The sequence below is a fragment of the Pseudomonas sp. SH10-3B genome, assembly GCF_019891415.1.
Lineage (GTDB): Bacteria > Pseudomonadota > Gammaproteobacteria > Pseudomonadales > Pseudomonadaceae > Aquipseudomonas.
The window spans coordinates 1-25,707 of the sequence record NZ_JAFLXD010000051.1 but is presented as its reverse complement, the minus strand read 5'-3'; the positions used below and the strand labels follow the sequence as shown (position 1 = coordinate 25,707).

The 25,707-nt window shown below is 62.3% G+C and carries 23 protein-coding genes; 8 read left to right on the top strand and 15 right to left on the bottom strand.

Going from position 1 to position 25,707, the window contains the following annotated elements:
• Positions 1-79 precede the first annotated feature (79 nt).
• The 11 genes from J1G35_RS26500 to J1G35_RS26450 all read right to left on the bottom strand — a co-directional run bounded on the left by J1G35_RS26500 (position 80) and on the right by J1G35_RS26450 (position 9,395).
• The gene (locus tag J1G35_RS26500; RefSeq protein ID WP_053140210.1) at positions 80-931 is read right to left on the bottom strand and encodes a transporter substrate-binding domain-containing protein; all 852 of its coding nucleotides are present in this window, start codon (positions 929-931) and stop codon (positions 80-82) included.
• Positions 928-1,704, bottom strand: a complete 777-nt coding sequence (locus J1G35_RS26495) for an amino acid ABC transporter ATP-binding protein (protein ID WP_223016453.1) — start codon at positions 1,702-1,704, stop codon at positions 928-930. The genes J1G35_RS26500 and J1G35_RS26495 overlap by 4 nt, the downstream gene beginning before the upstream one ends.
• A complete protein-coding gene (locus J1G35_RS26490) occupies positions 1,701-2,360 on the bottom strand; it encodes an amino acid ABC transporter permease (protein WP_033898855.1) in 660 nt (219 codons plus the stop codon). The genes J1G35_RS26495 and J1G35_RS26490 overlap by 4 nt, the downstream gene beginning before the upstream one ends.
• Positions 2,341-3,006 carry an amino acid ABC transporter permease gene (locus tag J1G35_RS26485; protein ID WP_003187615.1) on the bottom strand — a complete coding sequence of 222 codons (666 nt, stop codon included), beginning with the start codon at positions 3,004-3,006 and terminating at the stop codon, positions 2,341-2,343. Before J1G35_RS26485 ends, J1G35_RS26490 begins: the two co-directional genes overlap by 20 nt.
• 511 nt (positions 3,007-3,517) lie before the next feature.
• Positions 3,518-4,300, bottom strand: a complete 783-nt coding sequence (locus J1G35_RS26480; protein ID WP_053137617.1) for a MetQ/NlpA family ABC transporter substrate-binding protein — start codon at positions 4,298-4,300, stop codon at positions 3,518-3,520.
• Positions 4,301-4,449: 149 nt separating this feature from the next.
• A complete protein-coding gene (locus tag J1G35_RS26475; RefSeq protein WP_223016452.1) occupies positions 4,450-5,370 on the bottom strand; it encodes a sigma 54-interacting transcriptional regulator in 921 nt (306 codons plus the stop codon).
• 49 nt (positions 5,371-5,419) lie between these two features.
• Positions 5,420-6,001: an alpha/beta hydrolase gene (locus J1G35_RS26470; RefSeq protein ID WP_223016451.1), complete on the bottom strand. Its 582-nt coding sequence runs from the start codon at positions 5,999-6,001 to the stop codon at positions 5,420-5,422.
• A gap of 310 nt (positions 6,002-6,311) precedes the next feature.
• Positions 6,312-6,713 (bottom strand): biopolymer transporter ExbD, encoded by a 402-nt coding sequence (locus J1G35_RS26465; RefSeq protein ID WP_010565408.1) that lies wholly within the window; start codon positions 6,711-6,713, stop codon positions 6,312-6,314.
• 1 nt (position 6,714) lies between these two features.
• The gene (locus J1G35_RS26460; RefSeq protein WP_156338296.1) at positions 6,715-7,437 is read right to left on the bottom strand and encodes a MotA/TolQ/ExbB proton channel family protein; all 723 of its coding nucleotides are present in this window, start codon (positions 7,435-7,437) and stop codon (positions 6,715-6,717) included.
• A gap of 51 nt (positions 7,438-7,488) precedes the next feature.
• On the bottom strand, positions 7,489-8,304 hold the full coding sequence (locus J1G35_RS26455) for an energy transducer TonB (RefSeq protein WP_053137632.1): 816 nt from the start codon (positions 8,302-8,304) through the stop codon (positions 7,489-7,491).
• A 224-nt stretch (positions 8,305-8,528) separates the two neighbouring features.
• Positions 8,529-9,395: a LysR family transcriptional regulator gene (locus J1G35_RS26450; RefSeq protein WP_223016450.1), complete on the bottom strand. Its 867-nt coding sequence runs from the start codon at positions 9,393-9,395 to the stop codon at positions 8,529-8,531.
• A 108-nt stretch (positions 9,396-9,503) separates the two neighbouring features.
• On the opposite strand from J1G35_RS26450, the gene J1G35_RS26445 reads away from it, so the two are divergent.
• A complete protein-coding gene (locus J1G35_RS26445) occupies positions 9,504-10,691 on the top strand; it encodes a CynX/NimT family MFS transporter (RefSeq protein ID WP_053137638.1) in 1,188 nt (395 codons plus the stop codon).
• Here the strand turns inward: J1G35_RS26445 and J1G35_RS26440 are convergent.
• A complete protein-coding gene (locus tag J1G35_RS26440; protein WP_223016449.1) occupies positions 10,662-13,010 on the bottom strand; it encodes a TonB-dependent receptor in 2,349 nt (782 codons plus the stop codon). The genes J1G35_RS26445 and J1G35_RS26440 overlap by 30 nt on opposite strands.
• Positions 13,011-13,165: 155 nt before the next feature.
• Here J1G35_RS26440 and J1G35_RS26435 point away from each other — a divergent pair, with 155 nt between their 5' ends.
• Positions 13,166-14,110 (top strand): LysR family transcriptional regulator, encoded by a 945-nt coding sequence (locus tag J1G35_RS26435; RefSeq protein WP_053137643.1) that lies wholly within the window; start codon positions 13,166-13,168, stop codon positions 14,108-14,110.
• 100 nt (positions 14,111-14,210) lie between these two features.
• A complete protein-coding gene (locus J1G35_RS26430; protein ID WP_223016448.1) occupies positions 14,211-15,818 on the top strand; it encodes an alkaline phosphatase family protein in 1,608 nt (535 codons plus the stop codon).
• A 238-nt stretch (positions 15,819-16,056) separates the two neighbouring features.
• On the opposite strand, the gene J1G35_RS26425 is transcribed toward J1G35_RS26430, so the two are convergent.
• On the bottom strand, positions 16,057-16,962 hold the full coding sequence (locus J1G35_RS26425) for a TauD/TfdA family dioxygenase (RefSeq protein ID WP_223016447.1): 906 nt from the start codon (positions 16,960-16,962) through the stop codon (positions 16,057-16,059).
• A gap of 179 nt (positions 16,963-17,141) precedes the next feature.
• Between J1G35_RS26425 and J1G35_RS26420 the strand changes: the two genes are divergently transcribed.
• Complete coding sequence (locus J1G35_RS26420) at positions 17,142-18,062, top strand: LysR family transcriptional regulator (protein ID WP_053137653.1); 921 nt, start codon at positions 17,142-17,144, stop codon at positions 18,060-18,062.
• Between the two features lie 53 nt (positions 18,063-18,115).
• Here J1G35_RS26420 and J1G35_RS26415 read toward each other — a convergent pair whose 3' ends face one another.
• Entirely contained in the window at positions 18,116-19,117 is a 1,002-nt protein-coding gene (locus tag J1G35_RS26415; RefSeq protein WP_223016446.1) for an ABC transporter substrate-binding protein, read from the bottom strand.
• 288 nt (positions 19,118-19,405) lie between these two features.
• On the opposite strand from J1G35_RS26415, the gene J1G35_RS26410 reads away from it, so the two are divergent.
• The 3 genes from J1G35_RS26410 to J1G35_RS26400 are packed head-to-tail and all read left to right on the top strand — an operon-like array spanning position 19,406 to position 23,437.
• A complete protein-coding gene (locus J1G35_RS26410; RefSeq protein WP_223016445.1) occupies positions 19,406-20,998 on the top strand; it encodes an ABC transporter permease in 1,593 nt (530 codons plus the stop codon).
• Positions 20,995-21,810 carry an ABC transporter ATP-binding protein gene (locus tag J1G35_RS26405; RefSeq protein WP_053137662.1) on the top strand — a complete coding sequence of 272 codons (816 nt, stop codon included), beginning with the start codon at positions 20,995-20,997 and terminating at the stop codon, positions 21,808-21,810. Before J1G35_RS26410 ends, J1G35_RS26405 begins: the two co-directional genes overlap by 4 nt.
• Before the next feature lie 16 nt (positions 21,811-21,826).
• Positions 21,827-23,437, top strand: coding sequence for an arylsulfatase (locus tag J1G35_RS26400; protein WP_223016444.1), 1,611 nt, complete (start codon positions 21,827-21,829; stop codon positions 23,435-23,437).
• Here J1G35_RS26400 and J1G35_RS26395 read toward each other — a convergent pair.
• Entirely contained in the window at positions 23,409-24,488 is a 1,080-nt protein-coding gene (locus J1G35_RS26395; protein WP_223016443.1) for a fatty acid desaturase, read from the bottom strand. The genes J1G35_RS26400 and J1G35_RS26395 overlap by 29 nt on opposite strands.
• Before the next feature lie 101 nt (positions 24,489-24,589).
• Between J1G35_RS26395 and J1G35_RS26390 the strand changes: the two genes are divergently transcribed.
• The gene (locus tag J1G35_RS26390; protein ID WP_053137671.1) at positions 24,590-25,594 is read left to right on the top strand and encodes an AraC family transcriptional regulator; all 1,005 of its coding nucleotides are present in this window, start codon (positions 24,590-24,592) and stop codon (positions 25,592-25,594) included.
• The last annotated feature ends 113 nt before the right edge of the window (positions 25,595-25,707 follow it).

Sequence of the window (25,707 nt, the reverse complement as noted above, 5' to 3'; positions counted from 1 at the left end):
CTCGCACATGTGACGTGTGAATACATTCAAATGTGGGAGGGAGCTTGCTCCCGATAGCGGCATAACAGTCAGCGCAGAACTAGCCCTGCCACTTCCCGCCTTCAACAATCACACTCTCGGGCTTGGTGTCATCGCTCAGCTCTTTGCGCACATATTGGTCATACAGCTTGAGCAGGAATTTCTCCTCACCCAGCTTCGCCAACTCGGCATTCACCCAGTCACGCAGTTCGATATTGCCCTTCTTCACCGCCGGGGCGATGGGCGCTTCGTCACCGAGCTTCTGTTCCAGCACGCGGTAGCCTGGGTTCTGCTTGGCCCAGCTGAACAGCACCAGGTTGTCTTGCGCATAGGCATCGCCACGCCCGGCCGACAACGCTTGCAGCGACTCGGAGTTTTTCTCGAACTTCAGCAGTTTCCAGTCCGGGTGGTTCTTGGTCAGCCAGATATCGGCAGTGGTACCGGTGGTGACGATGGTGGTGCGGGTGGCCAGGTCATCCAGGCTTTTCACCGAACTGTCCTGGGGCACCAGGGCCTGCACCGCGACTTTCAGGTTGGGGTTGGTGAAGTCCACCGCTTCCTTGCGCTCGGGCGTCACGGTCATGTTGGCGAGGATCAGGTCGACCTTGTCGCTTTGCAGGAACGGAATACGGCTGGCCGGCTCGACGGCGACGAATTCGACTTTGTTCTCATCGCCCAGCAGGTCCTTGGCGAATTGACGGCCGATATCGGTATCGAAGCCGACGTAGCGCCCGGCTTCGTTGACAAAGCCAAACGGTGGTTTGTCGGTGAATACGCCGACGATCAGCTTGTCGCGCGCCTTGATCTTGTCGAGGTAGCTCACGGCGGCAGCAGGTTTAGCAGGCTCTTCGGCCTTTTTATCGCAGCCGGCCAGTAAGGCGACGGCCAACAGTGGCAGCAGTAACTTTTTCATAGCAGCTCCAGTTCCTTGGTTTTCTTGGGCAGTGTTGAGACAAAGGAGAACTTCTCCAGGAACTGCTGCGCGCGTGCGGTTTGCGGGTTCGTAAAGAATGCCTCGGGGGTGTTGTGTTCGAGGATGCGACCGGCCTCCATAAACACCACGCGGTCGGCGACGGCGCGGGCGAAGGCCATTTCGTGGGTGACGATCAGCAGGGTCATACCGTCGCGGGCCAGGCCCTGGATCACCTCCAGCACTTCCTTGACCATCTCCGGGTCGAGGGCGGCGGTGACTTCGTCAAACAACATGACCTGAGGGTTCATGCACAGCGAACGGACGATGGCGATGCGTTGCTGCTGGCCGCCGGAGAGCTGGCGCGGGAAGGCATCGCGCTTGTCCGCCAGGCCGACGCGCGCCAGCAGTTGCTCGGCCTGCGCGCGGGCTTCGCGCGGCTCGCGCTTTTGCACTTTCAGCGGGCCGAGCAGGATGTTGTCGAGCACGCTCATGTGCGGGAACAGGTGGTAGCTCTGGAACACCATGCCCACGTCCTGGCGTACCTGGCGCCAGTCGGTGTGTTTATCCAATAGCTCTTTTCCGGCAAACCGCAGGCTGCCGCTGTGGGCCACTTCCAGGCCGTTGAGGCAGCGCAGCAAGGTGCTTTTGCCACAGCCGCTGGGGCCGAGGATTACCACCACTTCGCCGCTTTGCACACTCAAGTCGATGCCCTTGAGCACCTGCTGGTCGCCGAAGAATTTGTTGAAACCCTGGAACTCGATCAATGCGCTCATGCTTGGGCCCAGCGCCGTTCCAGCACCTTGGAGGCGGCCGACAACGGGTAGCAGATAAAGAAGAAAAACAGGAACAGCACGCCGTAGATCAACACGGACTCATAGGTGCGCTCGATGATTTGCTGGCCGACCTTGATCACGTCCACGACACCGATCAGCACCGCCAGGGAGCTGGTCTTGATGATGCGCGTGTAGACGTTGATGGTCGGCGGGGTCATGCGCTTGAGGGCCTGGGGCAGCAACACGTAGCCGTACAACTGCGGGTCGGACAAGCCAATCGACAGGCCGGCTTCGCGCTGGCCACGGGGCAGCGAATGCAACGCGCCGCGTACCACTTCACCCACTTCGCTGGCGCCCCACAACGACAGCACCAGCACCGCGCACCAGAAACTGGGGATGCTCAGGCCAAAGAAGATCGGCAGGCCAAAGAACAGCAGGTACAACCACACCAGCACCGGAATCGCCCGGAACAGCTCCAGGTAAACCCGCAGCACCGCGTTGATCAGCCTGTTGTTCAAGGTGCGCAGCACGCCATACAACACGCCGCCGACCGTACTGAAGGCGATGCTCAAAAACGAAATCGACAGGGTTTGCGCAGCGCCCTTGCCCAATTGCGGCAACGACACCCACAACAACTCAAGACCCGAACTGGCCATGCTGGAGCCTCCTTTCCAGGCGGCTGAGCAGCAGCGACAGCGGCAAGAACAACAGCACGCAAATCAGCGTCAGCACGGCGAGCATTTCGTAGGTCTTGTAGTAGAGGGCGATGTAGCTCTTGGTGGTGTAGAGAATCTCCGGCACCGCCACGGCAGAGACCACAGTGGTCTCCTTGAGCAGGAAGATGAAATTGGCGAACAACGCCGGCAGGCTGAGGATACCGGCCTGGGGCAGGATCACGTGGCGCAGCAGTTGCCAATCCGACAGACCGATGGACTTGCCCGACTCGATCTGCGCCAGCGGCACCGCTTCCACACCGGCGCGCAGCACTTCGGTGAGGTAGGCCCCGCCGAGGAAGGTCATGGTGATGATCGCCGCCCAGAACCCGGAGATATTGAACCCCAGGGCCGGCAAGGCGAAGTACACGAAAAACAGCTGGATCAGCAGCGGCGTATTGCGCGCCAGCTCCACATAGAGCGCCACCAGGCGCGACAGGTACGGCGTGCGAAACACCAGCAGTGCGGCGTTGATCAGCGCCACCAGCAACGAGGTGGCAATGGCGATCAGGCCCACTTGCAGCGTGACGCCCACGGCTTTCAGAAACGCCGGCAGGGTGCTGAGGATAAAAGCGAAATCGAAGGTCATCTTGAGTCCATGACGCCGCAGGGGTAATGCGGCGGGCGCCGTCCGATCCAGCGTGGGTAACGCTGGGTAGCGCGAACTTTAAAGGTATAAAAAGTAAAATTTAAATACCCAAATAGCATATTGATATCACCCAAAAAGATAACCCCCGGATTCGCGGGGTTGGCGGGTGACGGCTATGGTTGGGGGGTCTGTGTTTCGAGGAAATGAACAATGAACAAAGCGAAACCGATTGATCCGCAGGAGCTGGTGAAATGGTTGGTGGCGTTGCGCAGGGCGATTAACAGCCGAGCGCTCTAAAACCACTAACAATCCAAAGTGAGATGAAGATCAATTGTGGGAGGGGGCTTGCTCCCGATAGCGGTGGTTTAGTCAGTACATCTTTGACTGACACACCGCTATCGGGAGCAAGCCCCCTCCCACATTTCGATTGCATTCCAAATTCCAGGCATAAAAAACGCCGACGCTCTACAAGCCGCCGGCGTTGAAACCTTGAAGGGGGTTTTGGCTTACATCAGAACGCCGGCACGACTGCGCCGTTGTACTTCTTCTCGATGAAGGCTTTGACCTCCGGGCTGGTCAGGGCCTTGGACAGTTTCTGGATAGCGTCGCTGTCCTTGTTGTCCGGACGAGCCACCAGGAAGTTCACGTAAGGCGAGTCGGCACTTTCAATGATCAGCGCGTCCTTGGCCGGGTTCAGGCCCGCTTCGAGAGCGTAGTTGGTGTTGATCAAATCCAGGTCAACCTGGTCCAGCACGCGTGGCAGCAGGGCCGATTCCAGCTCTTTGAACTTCAGGTTCTTCGGGTTGCTGGCGATGTCTTTCGGCGTGGCCAGGGCGTTGGTCGGGTCTTTCAGGGTAATCAGACCGTTCTTTTGCAGCAGCAACAGGGCGCGGCCGCTGTTGGAGCCTTCGTTCGGGATGGCCACGGTGGCGCCATCCTTGAGCTCGGAAATGTTCTTGATCTTTTTCGAGTAGCCGCCGAAGGGTTCAACGTGCACGCCAACCACGGTGACCAGGTTGGTGCCCTTGCCCTTGTTGAAGTTTTCCAGGTACGGCAGGGTCTGGAAGTAGTTGGCGTCCAGGCGCTTCTCGGCTACCTGTACGTTTGGCTGTACGTAGTCGGTGAAGACTTTGATTTCCAGGTCCACGCCTTCCTTTTTCAGGACGGGCTTGACCAGTTCGAGGATCTCGGCGTGCGGGACCGGGGTCGCGGCTACCACCAGTTTCTCGTTGGCCTGGGCGAAGCTTGCAGTCAGGGCAGCCGCCAGTGCGGTAAACAACAGAACCTTTTTCATGCAGTGTCCTTATCGAAATTCCGGGGCGTCTCTGACGACCGTTTTTTATGTGGTGTGCCAGCGAAGTGCTATCGCGGCGTGGGATGGACAATACCTAGATTTTTTATTCCCGAACAATATCTTTTATTCACGTTGATATTCCATTTTGCTCATGTAGCGGCTTGTTCACGTAGAAAGCTGCGCAAGGTTTCCTGCTCAGCCGGGCTCGCATTGGCGAAAATCCGCTGCACTTGTTCCAACGGCGAGCCCGCCACCGGCAGGTTCAAATGTTCGGGCAGAATTTCGTCGCCGCTGCTCACCAGCAAGGCAAAGTGAATGACGTTCTCCAACTCACGGGTATTGCCCGGCCAACTGTGGTGTTCCAGCACATGCTGGGCCGCATCGCTGATCAGCGGCACCGGCAGGTCCAGGCGCTGGCTGTAGATGCCGAGAAAGTATTCGGCCAACGACAGGATGTCGCCCACCCGCTCACGCAATGCCGGCAAGTCCAGCTGACCTTCGCTGAGGTAATGGAACAGCCGCTCATGAAACTTGCCAGCCGCCACGGCCTGGGCCAGGTCGATGCTGGTGGCGGCCACCAGGCGCACGTCCACCGGGCTCGGCTGATGGGCGCCAACGCGGGTGACTTCATGGTTTTCCAGGGCCGCGAGCAGTTTTACCTGGATCGGCAGCGGCAGATCGCCGATCTCATCCAAGTACAAGGTGCCGCCATTCGCCGAGCCAAACCACCCGGCCCGGCTGCTGGCCGCGCCACTGTGGGCGCCGGCGGCATAGCCGAACAACTCGGCGTCGGCGTAGGTCGGGCTGATGGCGCCGCAATTGACCGAGACAAACAAGCCGGTGCGGTCGCTGCCCCGGTGGATATGCCGTGCCAACAGTTCTTTACCGCTGCCGGTTTCGCCGCGTATCAACACCGGCAAAGCGCGGGGGGCGAGGCTTTCCAGGTCTTCGCGCAGCTTGCGCGAGCGAGGGTCGACAAACACCAGCGCCTTGGCACGAATGCTCAGCGGGCTTTTTTCGGCGTCGGGGAAGGTCAGCAGCGGCTGACCGAAGGTTTCATGCAGACTCATGGCAAGCTCCCGCCCCAAATCCACTCAGGGACGGGGCGTTGAAAAAAATTCAGGCACTACGCCGGGCGTGGTGCTCAAGACGGCTTTGCAGGCGATACAGGTAGGCGAACCCCTGCTCCCAGCGCTGGTGACCGGACTTCACATTGATATGCCCGGCACCCGACAGGATGCCGGCTTCGGCACCCCAGTTACGCGCCAGCTCCAGGGCCCGAGGGGCGCTGACGGCACTGTCGTTATCGGAGCTGACCACCTGGCTGGGAAACGGCAACAGGTCGGTCGGGATCGGTGCAAAGTTGCGCAGGGCGGGCGAGCAGGCCGGACGCTCGACGTCCGCCGGAGCTACCAGCAAAGCACCGCGCACCTGTCGCAGGAACTGCACGGGGGCGGTGGCAGCCCAATGGGCCACGGTGATGCAGCCCAGGCTATGGGCGATCAGAATCACCGGTGTGCTGTCGGCGGCAATCGCCTCGGCCAGCGCAGCCACCCAATCTTCGCGGCGCGGCGTCAGCCAATCGGCCTGCTCAACGCGTGCGCTGTTGGGCAGGCTGTTCTGCCAGTGACTTTGCCAATGATCTTCTGGCGATCCTTGCCAGCCCGGCACGATCAGATAACGAATCGACTCGCTGTGCATGGGTGTGCCCTCCTGCAGCGTTTAACGTTGTAGGACAGTATAGGGACGAGGGTTATATTCGTTAAGGAATAAGAAGCTATTTATTAATAACCAAAAACTCAAACCTGCATGAGGTTCAAATGTGGGAGGGGGCTTGCTCCCGATGGCGGTGGGTCAGCTGACAAATAGGCCAACTGACACTCCGTCATCGGGAGCAAGCCCCCTCCCCCATTCCACATTGGGAATTGGCGGCGTGGCTTGAATTCCAGGCAAAAAAAAAAGGCCGCACCCTGCCAAGGAGACGGCCAAAAAATTGTCGAGGCTTTTGCCACTAACGTGCGGTAATCACCGACAGCTTGGTAATGCCCGCGCGCTCGATAGACGCCATGGCTCGCGCCACTTCGCCGTAGTTCACTCCATCGTCAGCCTGCAGTTGCACCCGCACATCGGGGTCCTTGGCCTTGGCCGCCTGCAGGTTGAATTCCAGCAGGTCCGGCTGGATTTCGTCCTTGTTGATGAACAGTTTGCCGGCGCCGTCGATGCTCACCACCAGCGGGTCCTTCTGCTCCACCGGTGCCACGGCCTCGGTCTTGGGCAGGTTGATCGGGATCGCGTTGGTCAACAGCGGCGCGGTGACGATAAACACCACCAGCAGCACCAGCATCACATCCACCAGCGGCGTGACGTTGATCTCGCTCAGCACCTCATCACTGTCTTGTGTGGAGAAGGCCATATCAGGATGCCTCCTTCACTTTTTGCGGGTTGCCCGGCGCATTTTTAGTCAGTGCCGGGTGCAGCAGTACGCGGAAAGAGTTCTTCTGCGCCAGGCTGTAGAAGTCGTGGGCAAAGTCATCCAGGTCGGCCGCCGTGAGCTTCAGGCGGCGCAGGAAGTAGTTGTAGACCAGCACCGCCGGTACCGCGACGGCGATCCCCACGCCCGTGGCGACCAGGGCCGCACCGATCGGGCCGGCCACGGTTTCAAGGCTGGCGGAGCCGGCGGCGCTGATGCCCTTGAGCGCTTCCATGATCCCCCACACGGTGCCGAACAGGCCGATAAACGGCGAGGTGCTGCCGATACTGGCGACCACGGCCAGGCCGGTCTCCAGGGAGCGACGCTCACGTACGATCTGCTGGCGCAGGGCACGCTCGAGGCGGTCCTGGTGGTTGATCGCCTGGCTCAAATCAGCAGCGTGCGGCGCTTCACCGACCTGGATCGCGGCGTAACCGGCCTGGGCCACACGGGCAGCGGCGCCGGGCTGGGTTTCGGCCAACTCGGCGGCCGAGTCGAGGCTCGACGCCGCCCAGAACTGTTTGTGGAACTTGCGATCCTGCGCTTTAAGGCGCCCGAACTGCACGCCCTTGAGCAGGGCCAGGCCCCAGGTGGCGACCGAAAAGACCACCAGCAGCCAGATCACCGCGCTTTCGATGGATTCAAGTGGAGATGCTAATGCCATGATGTTTTCCCTCTGTACAAGTCGCGGCGTGTGGTGCACACCGCAGCGCAATAGTTAGTGAATCTTGAAATCGATCGGTACGCTGACCCAGCCATCCTGGGCCACATCGCCCTGCTTGGCCGGCACGAAGCTCCAACGCTTCACGGCGGTCAGTGCGGCGTCGTCGAGTTGCTGGCGACCGCTGCTTTTCTGGACCTGGATCTCGCCCGGCTTGCCGCTGGCCAATACATGCACCCGCAACAACACCGTGCCTTCCCAACCGCGACGCTGCGCCAGTGACGGGTACTCCGGCGCCGGGTTCTTGAGGTACGCGGCGTTGGCCGAAGCCGGTGTCACCGGGGCTGGCGCGGGCGGAGCGGGCGCGGGGGCCGGTGGCGCCGGTTGCGGTGGCGTGGGCGCCTGCTCGACCGGTTTCGGTGCGGGCTTGGGCTCAGGCTTTGGCACCGGCTTGGGCTTAGGTTTTGGAATCGGCTTGGGCGGCGCCGGCTTGGCGGCCAACTCATCCACAACCGGCGGCGGTGGCTCGACCACGGGCGGCGGCGGTGGTGGCGGCACAGGCGGTGGCGGTTCCACCACGGGCGGTGCCGGCTGGGAAAATTCGATGGTCATCGGCGGAATTTCCGGCGGCACAATCGGCAGCACCGGAGTGGGTTTCTGGCTTACCCAATAAATCACCGCACCGTGCAGGGCCAGTACCAACAGACCGAGCAGGATCCCTTCGCGGCGGCTGGAGAAGCGCTTTGGGGTTTTCTGCGTTCGCAATTGCCCCAACGGCGCGCGGTGCGGCCGGCCAAGGTCGACCAACTCACCACTCGGTGCCTGGCGCCATTGCGCCTCGGATGCACTGGCGGCGGTCTGGACATTGCCCATTGATTCACTCCCTACGGTTTCGAAACCAAAAAACCGACGGGCCTGCGTGGAAGGCCGTCGAGGGCTGAATCATCGGTGCCAAACGCTTATCTCTTAAAGCAATCTTTAAAGTTATAGATAGATCAAATTTGAATAAGCGAACGCTCTGCAAACACCAAAGCCCCGGCCGGCGTGGCCTGGCGCCGAGGTGGTTTTTTTTGATGCTTTTCAGGCATACAAAATATTCAGTTAAGGCATGGCTCAACGGGGCTGTTTGCGCACAAATCGAACAGTTCAGCCTGTAAGCACTGCCCTGCGGCACTCAGGCCATGACGGGCATACAACGCCAGACGCACGCCTTGCACCACGGGCAAACCACTGTCCGGCCCTAGTTCCACATGCCCTGGCAGCACAACGCGTCGCGGCAACAGACTTACACCCAATCCCGCCGCCACCGCCGAACACACGCTGGCCAGGCTCGCGCTGGAATAGCCGATACGCCAGCGCCAGCCGCTCACTTCCAGGTGTTGCAGCATTTCATTGCGGTACAGGCCACCCACCGGAAAGGCCACCAACGGCAACGGATCGCGGCCCAGGCACGGCGTGCTGCGGCTGTCGACCCAGCACAACGGCTCGGGCCAGGAGGCCAGGCAGTCGGCGCTGTCGCCCATCTGCTTGACCAGCAACACATCGAACTCGCCGCTGCGGTATTGGCGCTGCAACTCGGGGCCAAGACCGCTGGTGACCTCCAGGCGCACCCGTGGATACGCCAGCACAAACGCCGACAGCAACGGCATCAGGCGCTCGGCGGCAAAGTCTTCCGGTACGCCGAGGCGCAGCACGCCGTCGCTCTGTTGGTTGATCAACACATCGGCGGCTTCTTCATGCAGTGCGAGGATACGCCGCGCATAGGCCAGCAAGCGCTCGCCCTCGGCGGTGGCGACCACGCGGCGCTGGTCGCGGTCCAGCAACTGGCACGCCACCGCCTCTTCCAGGCGGCGGATCTGCTGGCTCACGGTGGACTGGGTCAAGTGCAGGCGCTCGGCGGCGCGGGTGAAGTTGCCGCAGTCCACCACGGCGACAAAGCTGCGCAACAACACGGGATCGAACATGGGTGTCACCATTCCATTTGCCACTGGTTAGCATGGTTATATTTAATTTCAGAATACCTTTGGTGCTGGCCATACTCACGCCTCATTTACCGACTGCAAGAGCGTTGCATGACCCTGAATAAATCCCTCGCCGGCTGGGGCCTGCTGGTGGTGCTCGGCCTGAACCTGCGGCCGATCCTCAGCTCCATCAGCCCGTTGCTCGGCGAGATTCGCCAGGCCACCGGCCTGAGCTTCCAGAGCAGCGCCCTGCTGACCAGCCTGCCGGTGGTGTGCATGGGGTTGGTGGCGCTGGTGGGCGTGCGCGTCGAAGCCCGCCTGGGCGAGCGGCGCGGCATCGCCCTGGGCTTGATGATGATCCTGCTGGCGTGCCTGGCGCGCTGGTTGATGGGCCAGGCGTCGGCGCTGCTGGTCACGGCGTTGCTCGGCGGCGCGGGTGTGGCGCTGATCCAGGCCTTGGTGCCGGCGATGATCAAGCGCGAATTCCGTCATCGCGTGCCGGTGGCGATGGGCGTGTACTCCGCCTCGCTGATGGCCGGCGGCGGGCTCGCTGCGCTGCTCAGCCCGCTGGTGGCCACGCATTTCCAGCAATGGCAGGCGGGGTTGGGGGTGTGGCTGCTGCCGGCGCTGGGCGCCTTGCTGCTATGGGCCTGGCTGCCGCTGGGCGCGGCCAGAAATCCACAGGTGGTGCCGGCCTTCAAGGACCTGCGCAATCGTCGCGCCTGGTTGCTGGCGCTGTATTTCGGCCTGGTCAATTGCGGCTACATGAGCCTGGTGGCGTGGCTGCCGGCCTACTATCAGCAACTGGGCTGGGGCGTGTTGCCCAGCGGTTCGCTGCTGGCGTTCATGACTATTTTCCAGGTGCTCGCCGCGCTGTTGATGCCGGTGCTGGCGCAACGCGGTATCGACCGTCGGCCGCTGCTGGGCATTGCCCTGCTGGCCCAGACCGTGGGTTACCTCGGCCTGATCATCGCGCCGCAGGAGTATCCGCACCTCTGGGTGGCGTTGTGTGGCTTCGGCCTGGGCGCGTGTTTCGCCCTGAGCCTGCTGCTGACCCTCGACCACCACCGCGACCCACGCCAAGCCGGGCAACTGGCGGCCTTTGTGCAAGGCGTGGGCTTTTTGATCAACGCCGTATCGCCGTGGATGACCGGCTGGCTGCGCGAACTGACCGGCAATTTTGTCAGCGCCTGGGTGGTGCTGACGGTCACGGCGGTGGCGATGCTGGTGGTGACGCGAGTGTTCAGCCCGGCCACCTATCGCACAGGGCTAGAAGTCATAGCGCCCAGTCACTCCTAGCGTGCGCGGTGTACCGAGCAAGCCTTCGTAGCCGCCGTTCCCCCCCGTCCACAGAGTGGTGTAGTAGGTCTTGTCGAAGGCGTTTTTCAGCCATAACGACACGTCCCACTGCCCCTGCTCATAGTTGCCACGCAGGCCGGTGGACAGGTTGACCACGGCGTAGGCAGGAATCTGTCCATAGTCGGAGTCCTCCACCGTGCCCACGGCCTTGGAGCGGAAGGCATAGCTGGCGGTGACATAGGGTTCGAAGCCGTTATCCAGGTTCCACTTGTATTCGCCGTTGGCGTTGGCGATCCATTTCGACGCCCCCACCACTTGATGCCCACTCAGGTCGCAGGAGGCCGGCGCACCGGGGCGCAGACTGACTTCCGGCGGGCACGGCGCATCCTTGTAAGACAGGTAGCTCACATCGTTGAACGAGCCGTTGATGTTCAGCGTCAGGCCCTGGATCGGCACCAGGGTGCTTTCCACCTCGACGCCCCGCGAGCGCACCGAACCGGCGTTGGTCAGGTACTGCACACGGTTGTTCTGGTCATAGGCATTGGTCTGGTAACCGTTGACCTGGGTCCAGAACAGGTTGGCATTGAGCTGCAGCCGCCGGTCCCACAGCGTGCTTTTGAAACCCAGTTCGGCGTTGTTGGCGCGCTCGGTGCCGATCAGCAATGAGTCGGCACCGGCCGTCGGTGCTGAGCCTACCGCCAGGTTGACCCCGCCGGACTTCTCGCCATGGGACAAGGTCGCGTAGCCCAGCAGGTTTTCGTTGAAGTGGTAGCTCAGGTTCAGCAAACCCGAGGGGCTGGTGCTGTATTGCGTGAGATCACCGGAATCGTATGCCCCCGCGCGGCCACGTCGAGCCGTAGCGGCAGCACCGGTGACCGCCGCACCGCCGAGGGGAGTGTTACGCGTGACCCAGGCACTTTTTTCTTCATAGGTGCCACGCAGGCCAGCGGTGAAATCCAGGCGCTCGGTCAGGTGCCAGGTGCCTTGGGCAAACAGTGCGAAACTGTCGGTGCGAATGTGCCCGTTGCCGACGCTGCTGACGTTGGCCAGTGCGCCGGCTGGCGTGCCGTTCCAGATGTCGGCCTGCGGCCCGTAATAGCTGAAGGATTTGTTATCCAGCGAATTACCGAAGTAGTAGGCGCCCAGCACGTAATCGAAGAAACCGCCGGTAGGCGAAGCCAGCCGGAATTCCTGGGACCACTGTTTGTCTTCCACCGACACCCCGGCGTTATACGACGCCGGCACGTTAAGGCCGTCGTCGTTACGCGGGGTGAAATTCCAGAAGCGATACGAACTGACCGAGGTCAGGGTGAAGTCACTCGGCAACGTCCAGTTGGCTTCCAGCGACGTGCCGCCCTGGAACACCGTGACATGCTGGTCGCTGTCGAGGTTGACCTTGCGATGGGTGCCGTCCACCAGGGTCGCGCCTGCCGCGTTGGCCCGCGACTGGTAGAGGTTGGTGCCGTTGATGGTCGGCCCGGTGCTGTACAGCACACGGGTGCCGGCGCTGGAATCCTCTTCGTTGTAATCGCCGATCCAGCGCAGGTTGAACGCCTCGCTGGGCCTGTACAGCAGTTGCCCGCGAAAACCCTGGCGCGAGCCACCGTTGAGGTCATGGCCGTTGTATTCGTTCTTGATGTCGCCGTCGCTGCGGGTGCGATACGCCGAGAAACGCCCCGCCAGGTCATCGGTGAGCGGGCCGGAAATCGTGCCCTTGGTCTGGAAGTAGCCGTCCTCGCCCAACGAGGTTTCAATGCTGCGCTCCGGGGTAAAACTCGGCGCGCGCGTGCTGATGTTGATCACCCCCGCGGTGGTGTTTTTGCCGAACAAGGTCCCTTGCGGGCCGCGCAAGACTTCAAGCTGTTCGATGTCCATCAGGTCGAACACCGCCATGCCCGGCCGCCCGAGGTAGACGTTGTCGATATACAGCCCCACGCTGCCCTCAAGGCCGTCACTCGCCGGGTTGTTGCCCAGGCCGCGAATCGACACGCTGGACTGACGCGCATGCATGTAGGCGACGTTGACGCTGGGCACCAGTTGCTGCAAATCCTGAATCCGGTACACCCGCTGGCTCTCCAGCGCCTGCCCGCCGATCACGCTCATGGGCGTCGGCACTTCCTGGGCACTCTCGGTGCGGCGCCGAGCGGTCACCGTGACGGTTTCCAGTTGGCCATTGGCGCTCTCGCCTTCGGGCGCAGGCGTGTTTGCGTCGGCCGCGTGGCTGGGCGTCCAGCTCGCACTACCGGCCAGCAACAGCGCCAGCGGCAAGCGCTTGAGCCGCCAGGGAGAGGAAGGGACAGCGGACTTCAACAGACTCATAAGCGGCTCCGGAACCTGGAAATATCCATCGAGAGATATTCCTTTAGGTTATTTATTTATGTTTTAACGAACATTTACTGCATAAGAGATAGCCTTTATAAGGAGTCGACCTAATGCATAGCCAATGCATTTCCCAGATATTTTTGATGTGAAAAATGCATATCGATTTGCGCCAGCTTCGTCACTTCATCGCCCTTGCTGAACAACGCAGTTTTGTGGCGGCGGCGTTGGCCGTGAACCTGTCGCAATCGGCGTTCAGTCGCAGCATCCAGGCCCTGGAACACAGTGCCGGCTGCCAACTGGTGGATCGCGGCCGCAAGGACCTGGCACCGACCAAACAAGGCCAGGTCTTGCTGGAGCACGCCCGGCGCCTGGTCAGCGGCGCGCAGCAATTGGCCAACGAGATCAGCCAGTTCAATGGCCTGGAGGCGGGGGAGTTGCGCTTCGGTTGCGGCCCGGCACCGGCCGGCGGCTTGATCCCCCGCGCCATCGGCAGTTTTATCGGGCGCTACCCCAAGGCACGGGTGCAGTACCAGGTGGACGACTGGCAGAGCCTGAGCAAACGCCTGCTCAGTGAAGAGTTCGAGTTTTTCGTCGCCGACACCCGCCACTTCGAAGCCAACCCGGACTATCACACCCACCGCCTGCGCCCGCGCCGCTGGTATTTCTGCTGCCGCGCCGGCCACCCGCTGGCCCTGCGCGACAGCGTGAGCGCCGCCGAGCTGATGAGTTACCCGCTGGCCGTGACCATCCGCCCGCCCAACCTGCGCAAGGTCATCGTCGACCTCAGCGGCCGGCCCGATTACCTGCCCAATGTCGAATGCGAGAACGGCTATAGCCTGATGGGCGTAGTGCTGCGCTCCGACGCCATCGGCATCGTCAGCGCCAACAGTGATGTGCTGCACATGGCCCGGGGCGAACTGGTGTGCTTGAAGATCGAGGGCCTGGCTGAGGATCTGGAGGAGCGTTACACCCGCTACGGCATCGTCAGCCGTGCGGGGTATCGCTTGTCGCCGCTGGCGGAAGCGATGATCGAGCAGATCAAGCAGATCGATGAGTTGGATGAGGATGTGTGTGCACTGGAGAACGTCGCCGTTTAGGCCATGCATTCACTGCATCGAAGCCAGTCCCCAAATGCACTTGCCAGCCCCCCACCCGAACGGCGAAAAACCTCACCTGTCCTCCGTCTGGTGAAGCCCCATGTCCCACCCCAAACCCGTGCGCAACGTGCTGTACATCATGTGCGACCAACTGCGCCGCGATTACCTGTCGTGCTACGGCCACGCCCACTTGCACACACCGAACATCGATCGCCTGGCCGCCGCCGGCGTGCGCTTCAGCCGCGCCTATACCCAAGGCACCATCTGCGGGCCCTCACGCATGTCGGCCTATACCGGGCGCTACGTCAGCAGCCATCAGGTGGCGTGGAATGCGGTGCCGTTGCCCCTGGAAGAACTGACCATCGGCGACTACCTGCGCCCCCACGGCATCCGCACGGCACTGGTCGGCAAGACCCACGCCACGCCCAATGTGGAAGCCTTGCAACGCCTGAATATCGACCCCGACAGCGAGCAGGCCGAGCCGTTGAACGAGGTCGGCTTCGAGGCGTACCTGCGTCACGACGGCATCTACCCCGACAGCCCGCTGTTCGATGAAAAACGCGAGTCCGCGCCCTACACCCATTACCTGCGCGAGCAAGGCTACAGCGGCACCAACCCGTGGCACGAATGGGCGAATGCGGCAGCAGGTGAAAACGGCGAAGTCCTCAGCGGTTGGCACATGCGCAATGCAGGCCTGCCCGCGCGCGTGGCCGAGGAACACTCGGAAACCGTCTACACCACCGACCGTGCGATCGACTTTATCCGTGAGCAGGCCGAACAACCGTGGTGCCTGCACCTGTCGTATATCAAGCCACACTGGCCCTACATCGCACCGGCGCCGTATCACGCGCTGTATGGCGCCGAGCATATCCAGGCACCGATCCAGCCAGGGGAGACCAGCGATCACCCGGTGTACCAGGCATTCCGCCAGCACCAGGAGAGCCTGAACTTTTCCCGTGACGAGGTACGGCTCACGGTAATTCCCACCTACATGGGCTTGATCAAACAGGTCGACGACCAACTGGGGCGACTGTTCGATTTTCTGCAAGGCAACGGCCGTTGGGACGACACTCTGATCGTGTTCACCAGCGACCACGGCGATTTCCTCGGCGATCACTTCCTCGGCGAAAAAGAATTTTTGCTGGAACCTGCGGTGGGCATTCCGCTGATCGTGCGTGACCCACGCGCCGCTGCCGATGCCAGCCGTGGCACGGTGGACGCGCGCCTGGTGGAAACCATTGATGCACTGCCGACCTTCCTCGACGCCTTGGGCCTGCCCGCAGCCGAGCACCGCCTGGAAGGGCGCTCACTGATCCCGTTGCTGCACGGCCAGGCAACGCGCTGGCGCCGCTACGCCATCGCCGAGTACGACTACGCCTTCCAGGCCCCGGCCCGCGAACGCCTGGCGCAACCCATCGACCGTTGCCGCATGACCATGGTGCGCAGCGAACGCTGGAAATACCTGGCGTACGACGGCTTCCGTCCACAGCTGTTCGACCTGGAAAACGACCCGCAGGAACTGCACGACCTGGGCAGCGACCCGGCCTATGCCGAGGTGCGCGAAACCCATGTGGGGTACCTGTTCGAATGGCTGCGCGGGCTGAAGCGGCGCACCACTATCAGCCACGCAGAGATTGATCTGCGTGGCCAACGGTTTCGGTATGGTGAGCCGGAGGCGGAGAAAGTGGTGCAAATCGGCGTGTGGTAAACCACACATCGAATGTGGGAGGCCCCACTACCTCTGTGGCGAGCGGGCTTGTCCCGCGTTGGGGTGCGAGGCAGCCCCAGAACCAGGCGCAGAGGAGTGCCTGATACACCACATTCGTCTTCGTTAGGGGCGCTTCGCACCCCAACGCGGGACAAGCCCGCTCGCCACAGGTACGGTGTTCGCCCTTAACTAACTGGTATTGGGGCTTACCCCCTCCCACATTTGAAGCGTTGTCAGCTCAGAGACCTTTGGTGGTCTGGCTGCGCTGCCCGTGCACGCCCACCGGCACATCACCCTTGAGCGTCACCCGGCGCACGATGCGTTCCTGGGTGCCGTAGTCGTCCACGGCGTAATGCTGGGTCGCGCGGTTGTCCCAGATCGCCACGTCGCCGGTGTTCCAGCGCCAGCGCACGGTATTTTCCAGGCGGGTGACGTGGCTTTGCAGCAGGTTGAACAGCTGGGTCGAGTCCGCCTGGGAATAGCCTTTCAGGCGCTTGACGAAGTGCCCCAGCAACAGGGTCTTCTCGCCACTGACCGGATGCACGCGCACCACCGGGTGTTCGGTTTCGTACACCGTCGAAGTGAACACCTTGCGGTATGCCTCAAGCCGCTCTACCGACACATCCGGCTTGAGCGCGGCGTAGTCGTATTCGTTGCTGTGCACCGCCCACAAGTTATCCGCCAGGGCGCGCAGTTCGACGCTGAGGTCGTTGTAGGCGCTTGAGGTGTTGGCCCAGACCGTGTCGCCACCGGATTTGGGCGCGAGCACCGAACGCAGGACCGAGGCTTTCGGGTAGGCATCGACGAAGGTCACGTCGGTGTGCCAGGAATTGGCGCGCTGGCCACGGGTACCGTCCAGCTCCATGAGGAAGCGCGTGCCGTCGCGCACCGGCACCGTCGGGTGGGCAATCGGCTCGCCGAGCAGATGGGCAAAGGCTTCCTGGCTCTGGTCATCGAGGTGAGTCTGCTCGCGGAAGAAGATCACCTTGTACTGCACCAGCGCCTGCTGGATGGCTTCGACCGTGGCGGCATCCAGATCGCCGGACAGTGTGATGCCGCGGATCTCGGCGCCGATGCGGCCGGCGACCGGGTGAATATCCAGCGCCTGGGCGACGGGTTGAACAGCTAATGCGGCGTTGCTCATGGTGATGACCCTCTTGTGCCTGCTGATGGGGACGCTTTCCGACAACGCTCTATCCATATGCAATTTAGGTCTAGCAAATGAACGAATGCTTCGTTGACGGAATAATAGCTTGCATTTAAAACCTCTGCTCCCGTGGTCGCAAATGCCTTCGACCTATTTTTAAGATGCAGGGAAAGCATATGGATCTTCGCCAACTGCGGTACTTCATCGCCCTCAACGAACACCGCAGTTTCGTGCGTGCGGCGGACGCCATGGGCATCACCCAACCGGCGTTCAGCCGCAGCATCCAGGGGTTGGAACAGGAGTTCGGCTGCGTGCTGGTCGACCGTGGTCACAAGGACCTGCGCCCCACGCCGGAAGGCCAGGTAGTGCTGCAACACGCCCTGACCCTGGTGCATGGCGCCGCCTTGCTGAGCAGCGAAGTCACGCGCATGACCAAGCTCGACGCCGGCGACCTGCGCTTCGGCTGCGGCCCGGCCCCGGCGGTGAAACTGGTACCGGATGCGGTGGCGCGCTTTATCAGCGCCCACCCGAAAATCCGCACCAGTTTCCAGGTGGATAACTGGGAAAAACTCAGCCGTGCCCTGAGCCGTGAAGAGATCGAGTTCTTTATCGCCGACATCCGCCAATTCGAAGCCGACCCGAATTTCCAGACCCGCGCACTGACCCCCAAGCGCGGGGTATTTTTTTGCCGACCGGGGCACCCGTTGCTGGCCAAGGACAGCCTGTCGACCAACGACATGTTCGACTACCCGCTGGCGGCGCCGCTGATCTCACAGGGCATTCGCAAACTGTTGGCGAACCTGAGCGGGCGCATGGATTTTTCCCCGAGCATCCAGACCGAACATTTCCCGGCGCTGGTGAAGATCGTGCTGCAGTCCAACGCCATCGGCGTCGGCACCGAGGAGGCGTTCGCCGAAGACATCGCCCAAGGCACGTTGAAGCTGCTGCACTGGCGCAACCTGCCGCAGAACATGGAGACCATGAGCGCCCGCTGCGGGATTGTCAGCCGCACCGGTTCGCGGTTGTCGCCGGCGGCAAAAGCGATGATCGAGACGCTGGTGGAGGTGGACAGGCAGGAAGTGAGTGTGGCGGTTTGAAGGGCTTCATCGGGGGCAAGCCCCCGATGGCGATAGCCCAGGCACCACCCGACTCAAAGCCCCGCCGCCGCCAGATTCGGCGCCACCCAGTCACTCACCTGGAACGGCTTGCGAATCAGCTTCTCCTTGGAGGCCAGGTCCACCGAACCCTGCAATTTAGTCAGGAACACCGGGTCCAGGGTCGACGGGAAAATCTCGCTGAGGGTCTGGTCTTTCAAGTCATTGGTGAGGATCACCGGCGGGTAACTGGCCAGCCCGGACACCAGCGCAATGTAGGCTTGTTTGTTGTTGTCATCGGTCAACCATTGCACCGCCTGCTGCTGGGCCTTGAGCAGCTTGGCGACGGCGTCGGGGTGCTCGTCGACAAACTGTTTGCTGCCCACCAGCACCGCCTGGATGCTGCCGGCGCCGCCGAGGTCCTTGGTGGTCAGCGGAATTTCAGCCAGCCCCTTGGCTTGTAACGCCGTCAGGTTCGATCCACCCCAGGTGGCGTCGATCTGCTTGGCGGCCAACGCGGCATTGGCGGCGTTGTAGTCCAGGCTGATGACTTTGAGGTCCTTCTCACTCAAGCCCTGGCTGGCCAACGCACTGTCGAACGACAGCTGGCTTGCCGTACCACGGAACACCGCGACGCGCTTGCCCTTGAGGTCCTGCAAGGTCTTGATGCCTGAGCCCGGTACCACGCCGAGGTACTGCTTGATGTCCCGCGCGGTGGCGCTGAGCAAGCGCGTCTCCAGGCCATTGGAGCGGCCGATGATCGCCGCCAGGTCGCCCAGGTAAGCCAGGTCCACCTGGCCATTGGCGAAGGCTTCATTGATCACCGGGCCGGCGCCCTTGAAGTAATTCCACTGGATCTTGATGCCTTGGTCGGCAAAGGCTTTTTCGAAGATCTGCTGCTCGCGCAACACGTCCGTTATACCGCCGCCACTGTGCTGGCTGCCTGCGCTGAGGTCGGGCACGGCGATGCGGATTTCCTTGAGGTCGGCAGCCTGTACCAGGCCCGCCAGTGCGGTGCCTGCGACCAGGGTGATCAGTCGTTTGAAGGGCAGTTTCATAAGCGCAGCTCCTTGTGGGCGAGGGTCGCCTGGGAAGCAGAAAGTACGCACACCCTGATCAAAACTTTAAATACTATAAATTCACAATTTAATAGCTTTTGGATCTATACAAGTGAAAACGCCGGCCCCAGAGGACTATGCATAAACAGCATCGAAAATATTCTTCGAATGCATTGGATGCGTGCCGGGCAGAAGCTTTAAATGATTTTTCTTATCCCCCAATCATCTTGATTGCGTTTTTATAAGATCAAAAACACATAACGCCATCGGCGACAACGGAGGTCCTCCATGGCCCGAATTTCACTTTTGAGCCTTCCGCTCGCGGCTCCCGGCGCCACGCCACGCTGGCCGCTGCGCAGTGAACGCCTGTTGCCATGGTTGCTGCCGGTGACGCTGTTTGCGCTGTGGTGGCTGGCGAGCCGCAATCACTGGATGAGCGAACAGATCCTGCCGCCACCGTCCCTGGTGTGGAGCAGCGCCGTGGAGCTGGCCGGCGGCGAGCTGTGGAGCCACTTGGCAATCAGCCTGCAACGCCTATTCTGGGGCCTGCTGGCGGGTATTGGGGCCGGGGCGCTGCTGGGCGCGTTGCTGGGTTTCAGTGCGCGCGCCGAGCGCCTGGTGTTTCCTACGTTCAGTGCGTTGTCGCAAGTACCGACGCTGGCCTGGATTCCACTGTTCATGGTGTTCTTCGGCATTGGCGAAACCCTGAAACTGGTGGTGCTGGTGAAGGCGATCGTGGTGCCCGTCACCCTGCATACCCTGGTGGGCGTACGCGACGCCCAACCCCAGTTGCGTGAAGCCGCCCGCGTGTCGCGTTTGCCCACGCACCTGTTGATCCGCCGCCTGATCCTGCCTGCCGCGCTCCCCGCCTTTATGGCCGGGGTACGCCTTGCCCTGGCGGCCGGCTGGACCTCGCTGCTGGCGGTGGAGTTGCTGGCTTCCAGCGAAGGCATCGGCTACCTGATGGTGTGGGCGCGCCAGCTGTTCATGCTCGATATCGTCTTCGTGTGCATCGTGGTCATCGGCGTATTTGGCGTGGTGATGGACCGTGGCATTGGCTGGCTGGACCGCAAATGGGTGCACTGGCCCCATCCGGCCACGGCGCAGATTCGTCGCGGGCCGCGCTATCAAGGCTGGCAGCGCCTGCAACCGTGGTTGCTGCCCCTGCTGTTGCTGGCGCTGTGGCAGGTCGCGACGCAACAAGGCTGGGTAGACCCGAACATTCTGGTCAGCCCGTGGGTGGTGCTGCACACCACCGTCGCCGGGGTCGTGGATGGCAACCTCAGCGGTGCACTGGGCACCAGCCTGGGTCGAAGCCTGGGCGGGTTGATACTCGGCGGCGGCCTTGGCTTTGCCATGGGCCTGTGGCTGGGACTGTCACGGCGCAGTGAGCGGGTACTCGGGCCGACCCTGGCCGCCTTGCGCCAGATCGCGATTTTCGCCTGGGTGCCGCTGCTCACTGCGTGGTTTGGCCTGGGTGAGTTGGCCAAGTGGGTGTTTATCGCCCTCGCCGCCTTCTTCCCGCTGTTTATCGCCACCCAACGCAGCGTGCTGAATCTGTCGCCGCAGCTCAACGAAGCGGCGCAGGTGTTGCGCCTGAACCTGTTCCAACGGTTACGACGCCTGGTGCTGCCAGGCGCCGCAGCCGGCATTTTCGCCGGCCTGCGCCTGAGCCTGATCTACGCCTGGCTGGGCACCATCGGTGCGGAATATTTCATGCCGTCCAACGGCGGTATCGGCAGCCTGATGATCGGCGCCCAACAACTGCTGCGCATGGACCTGATCATGAGCGGCATGCTCCTGGTCGGCCTCACCGGCGCGGCCCTCAACCTGATCGGCCAACGCATCGAAACCCGCGCCACCCGCTGGAGACACGCATGAACGCACCTATCGTCAGCTTCAACCATGTGGGCAAGACCTTTGACGTCGACGGCTTCGAGCTGGAAGCCATCCGCGAATTCAACCTGGAGATTGCCGAAGGCGAATTCGTCGCGATTGTCGGCTCCAGCGGCTGCGGCAAATCCACCCTGCTGCGCCTGCTGGTGGGGCTGGATACGCAGTTTCGCGGCGAGATCCGCGTCGACGGCAAAGCGGTCAGCGGCATCGGCGGCGAACGCGGCATCGTGTTCCAGGAGCACCGTTTGTTCCCGTGGCTGAGCGTGGCGGAAAACATCGGCCTGGGCCTGGTCAACGAGCCGTTGAGCGAGGCCGAGCGAAACCGGCGCATCGCTGACTTTATCGAACTGGTGGGCCTCACCGACTTCACCCGCGCCTATCCGCACCAACTGTCCGGCGGCATGGCGCAACGGGTGGCGATTGCCCGCGGCCTGGTGGCCAGCCCGCGCATCCTGTTGCTGGACGAACCGTTCGGCGCCCTCGACGCCCTGACCCGCCAGCAGATGCAGGATGAACTCCTGGCAATTCGCGCCCGCGCGAAAATCACCACGGTGTTGGTGACCCACGACGTGGAGGAAGCGATTTTCCTCGCCGACCGGGTGGTGGTGATGGAGCCCCGGCCGGGGCGGATCAAGCAGGTGGTGGACGTCGCCCTGCCACATCCACGTCAGCGCAGCAGTTTTGAATTCCACCAACTGCGTGAAGAACTGCTGCATGAATTGACCAACGATGACCACTACCAGCCGCCGGTGCGCGAACAGATCCGCGATCTGCCATTGGCCTTTATTGCCTGCTGAAAAAAGGAGCGCCTTGATGCCGCAACGTCCCAATTTTCTAGTGATTCTGGCCGATGACATGGGCTTCTCCGACCTCGGCGCCTTTGGCGGGGAAATTTCCACGCCGCACCTGGACGCCCTGGCTCTGAACGGCCTGCGCCTGACCGACTTCCACACCGCCCCCACCTGCTCGCCCACCCGCTCGATGCTGCTGACTGGCACCGACCACCATATCGCCGGTATTGGCACCATGGCCGAGGCGCTGACCCCGGAGCTGATCGGCAAGCCCGGCTACGAGGGCTACTTGAATGACAAGGTGGTGGCGCTGCCGGAGCTGCTGCGCGAGGCCGGTTACCAGACACTGATGAGCGGCAAGTGGCACCTGGGCCTGACCGCCGAACTGGCGCCTCACGCCCGTGGTTTCGAGCGTTCGTTCTCGCTGCTGCCGGGGGCGGCCAACCACTACGGTTTCGAGCCGACCTACGACGAACACACGCCTGGCCTGCTCAAATCCACCCCGGCGCTGTACATCGAAGACGACCGGTTCGTCGAACAACTGCCCAAGGATTTCTATTCCTCCGATGCCTTCGGCGACAAGCTGCTGCAGTACCTCAAGGAGCGCGACCAGGCCCGGCCGTTCTTCGCTTACCTGCCGTTTTCCGCGCCGCACTGGCCGTTGCAAGCGCCTGCGGACATCGTTGAGAAGTACCGTGGCCGCTACGACGCCGGCCCCGACGCGCTGCGCCTGGAACGCCTGGAAAAACTCAAGGCACTCGGGCTGATCGACGCCGACGTCGAACCCCATCCGTTGATCGAACTGAACACCCAGTGGGCCGCCTTGACCGACAAACAGCGCCAGGTCTCGGCGCGGGCCATGGAGGTGTATGCGGCGATGGTCGAACGCATGGACTGGAACATCGGCCGGGTCGTGGATTACCTGCGCCAGCAGGGGCAACTGGATAACACCTTCATCGTATTCATGTCCGACAACGGTGCCGAAGGCGCCCTGCTGGAAGCCTTTCCCAAGTTCGGCCCCGAGCTGCTGACTTACCTCAACCAGCATTACGACAACAGCCTCGACAATATCGGCCGCGCCAACTCCTACGTCTGGTATGGCCCGTCGTGGGCGCAGGTGGCAACCGCACCGTCACGCTTGTTCAAGGCGTTCACCACCGAGGGCGGGATTCGCGTGCCGGCGCTGGTGCACTATCCGCAGCTGTCGCTCAAAGGCCGTATCAGCCATGGATTCGGCACGGTGATGGACATTACGCCGACCATCCTGGACCTGGCCGGCGTGCGTCATCCGGGCAAACAATGGCGTGGCAAGCCGGTGGCGCCGCTGCGGGGCAAGTCGTGGCTGGGCTTCCTCTCTGGCGAGACCGCCCAGGTGCACGACGAAAACACGGTGACCGGCTGGGAACTGTTTGGCCGCCGCGCGATTCGCCAGGGTCAGTGGAAGGCCGTGTACATCCCCGGCCCCGTGGGCCCGGCGACCTGGCAGCTGTATGACCTGGGCCAGGACCCTGGAGAAATCCACGACCTGGCCTTGAGTCATCCAGACAAACTCGCCACGTTAATCGGCCACTGGCAGCAGTATGTGGACGAAACCGGCGTGGTACTCAGCGCGTCGCCGTTTCAGCCGGATTGAGCCGGGCCTGGGGCGACGCCATGGGTTCAAGTCGATTAGCCCGCGCAAACGTACCGAAATCATTGAAGCGCACGCCCATCTGGGCCATGACCTTATGCGCCACCTTGGCCGTCATCTGGCGGATGTAGAACGGTTCCTTCACCACAAAGTGGTGAATCCCGTGGGTGCTGCCGAAGTTGAAGCAGAACGCCTGCAACGGCCATAGCCACCACGGATTCAGCACCTGGGTTTGCTGGATCACATTGCCCAGTTCCACATCGCCGTAGTAGTGCATGTTGGAGCTGACAAAGTGCAGGCAAAAGGTACGCAGCACGTTGGGGCCGATGATCACCACGGCGGCGATGTCGATCACCTGCATCATCTGCAAGGTGCCGGTGGACCAGTCGATCGGCGTGCCCAGCAGGCTGGCGATGCCGTTGGCGGCATGGAAGCCGAGGAAGATGTACCACGCGCCCCAATGCAGCAGCGCCAGGGGCGCGTAGACCAGCAGCGAGCGCTTGAGGATCTTGAGTTTGTGGCCCCAGGTCTTGGCGCGCAGCATGCGGATAAACGCCGACATCACGTTATCGCCCACCATCAGCAACCGCGCGAAGCCCCAGGGCTCGCCGTTGGTGATCGCGCGCTCCTCCATATCGGTCTCGGTGCCGGAGACCTTGTGGTGATTGAGGTGCAGGTGGCGGCGGATCCACGGGTTGATGGTGCTCGGCCGCGCCAGCCACACCAGGCCCATCATCAGGTTGTGCGGCACGCGCTGTTTGCGAAAGTACATGCTGTGGATCAGGTCGTGTTCCAGCTCGTGGGTCAGTGAGGCGAGGAACGCATTGAGCAGCAGGCAGGCCCACCAGGCCATGTGACCGCTGATATAGAGCGCCGCCGAGCCGATCATGCCCACCAGCGCAAACGCCAGGATGCCCGCGCCCAGGGCGTCCTGATGCTGCAACCACGGGTGCCGGCGGCGCAAGCGCACGCCTTCGGCGAGCACCACCTCACGGATATGCGCCGAACGCTGTTGCGCGTTCATCTGCTGGGGACTTGCAGAAGTACCGTCCATGCTCCCATCCTCTTATTCATTGAGGGTTACATCCTGCACCAGGGCTTGTTGCAGGACGCTAGCCCCACACGCCAACCTGTTGACCGCAAGCGCCAATCGCCATGACCGAACCGACTTCCCTCGCCAGCTGGACCCGCGCCCTGCGCAAGCAGCTCGATGCCCTCGGTCTCGACAGCGCCGCGCTGTGCGCCCAGGCCGGGCTCGATCCGCAGCAGATGGACGACCCCAACGCGCGTTACCCGCTGTCGGCCACCACACGCTTGTGGGCACTGGCGGTGGAGGCCAGCGGCGATCCGGCCATCGGGTTGCGGGTGTCGCGGTTTGTCAGCCCGACCACCTTTCATGCGCTGGGTTATGCGTTGGTGGCAAGCGGCAGCCTGCGCGAGGTGTTCGAGCGCATCGTGCGTTATCACCAGGTGGTCAGCGATGCCCTGACGCTCGAACTTAGCGGCGATGGCGAGCGCTACCGCTTTCGCCTGCTGCAACCACCGGGCAGCCCGGCGCCGGCGCTGGAAGCCATCGATGCGTTTGCCGCAATCTATGTGCGCACGTGCCGCAACCGCCTGGGCCGCGACTACGCGCCGTTGGCGGTGTACCTGCGGCGCCCGGAACCCGCCGACCCCAAGCCCTGGCACGCGGTGTTTCGCGCACCGGTGTTTTTCGGCGCCGAAGAAGACCGCCTCGAATTTGCCGCCCGCGATTTCGACAGCCACCTGGACGACGCCAACCCGGAACTGGCCGAACACAACGAAACCGTGCTCAAACGCACCCTCGCCCAACTGCAACCGCTGACCTGGGAACGCAAGGTGCGCGCGGCCATCGAGGCGCAACTGCCCGATGGCGAGCCAAGTGCCGAGCGGATTGCCCAGGCGCTGCACTTGAGTTTGCGCAGTTTGCAGCGGCATCTGGCGGATGAGGGGTGTCGGTTTGATGCGTTGCTCAATGAGTGCCGGGAGAATCTGGCGTTGTTGCACCTGCGGGATCCGCAGTGCTCATTGGCGGAGATCAGTCATCTGCTCGGGTTTGCGGATACCAGCAGCTTTAATCGCGCGTTCAAGCGCTGGACGGGGATGACGCCGGGGCAGTTTCGGGATGGGTTGCGGTAGGGGGATGTGTGGTGACGGTGATGGCCTCATCGGGAGCAAGCTGAACTGGCCTAATGATTTTGGACACTTCAATCGGGCGCTATGATAGCGCCCAAATCTGAGGTGTTTGGTTA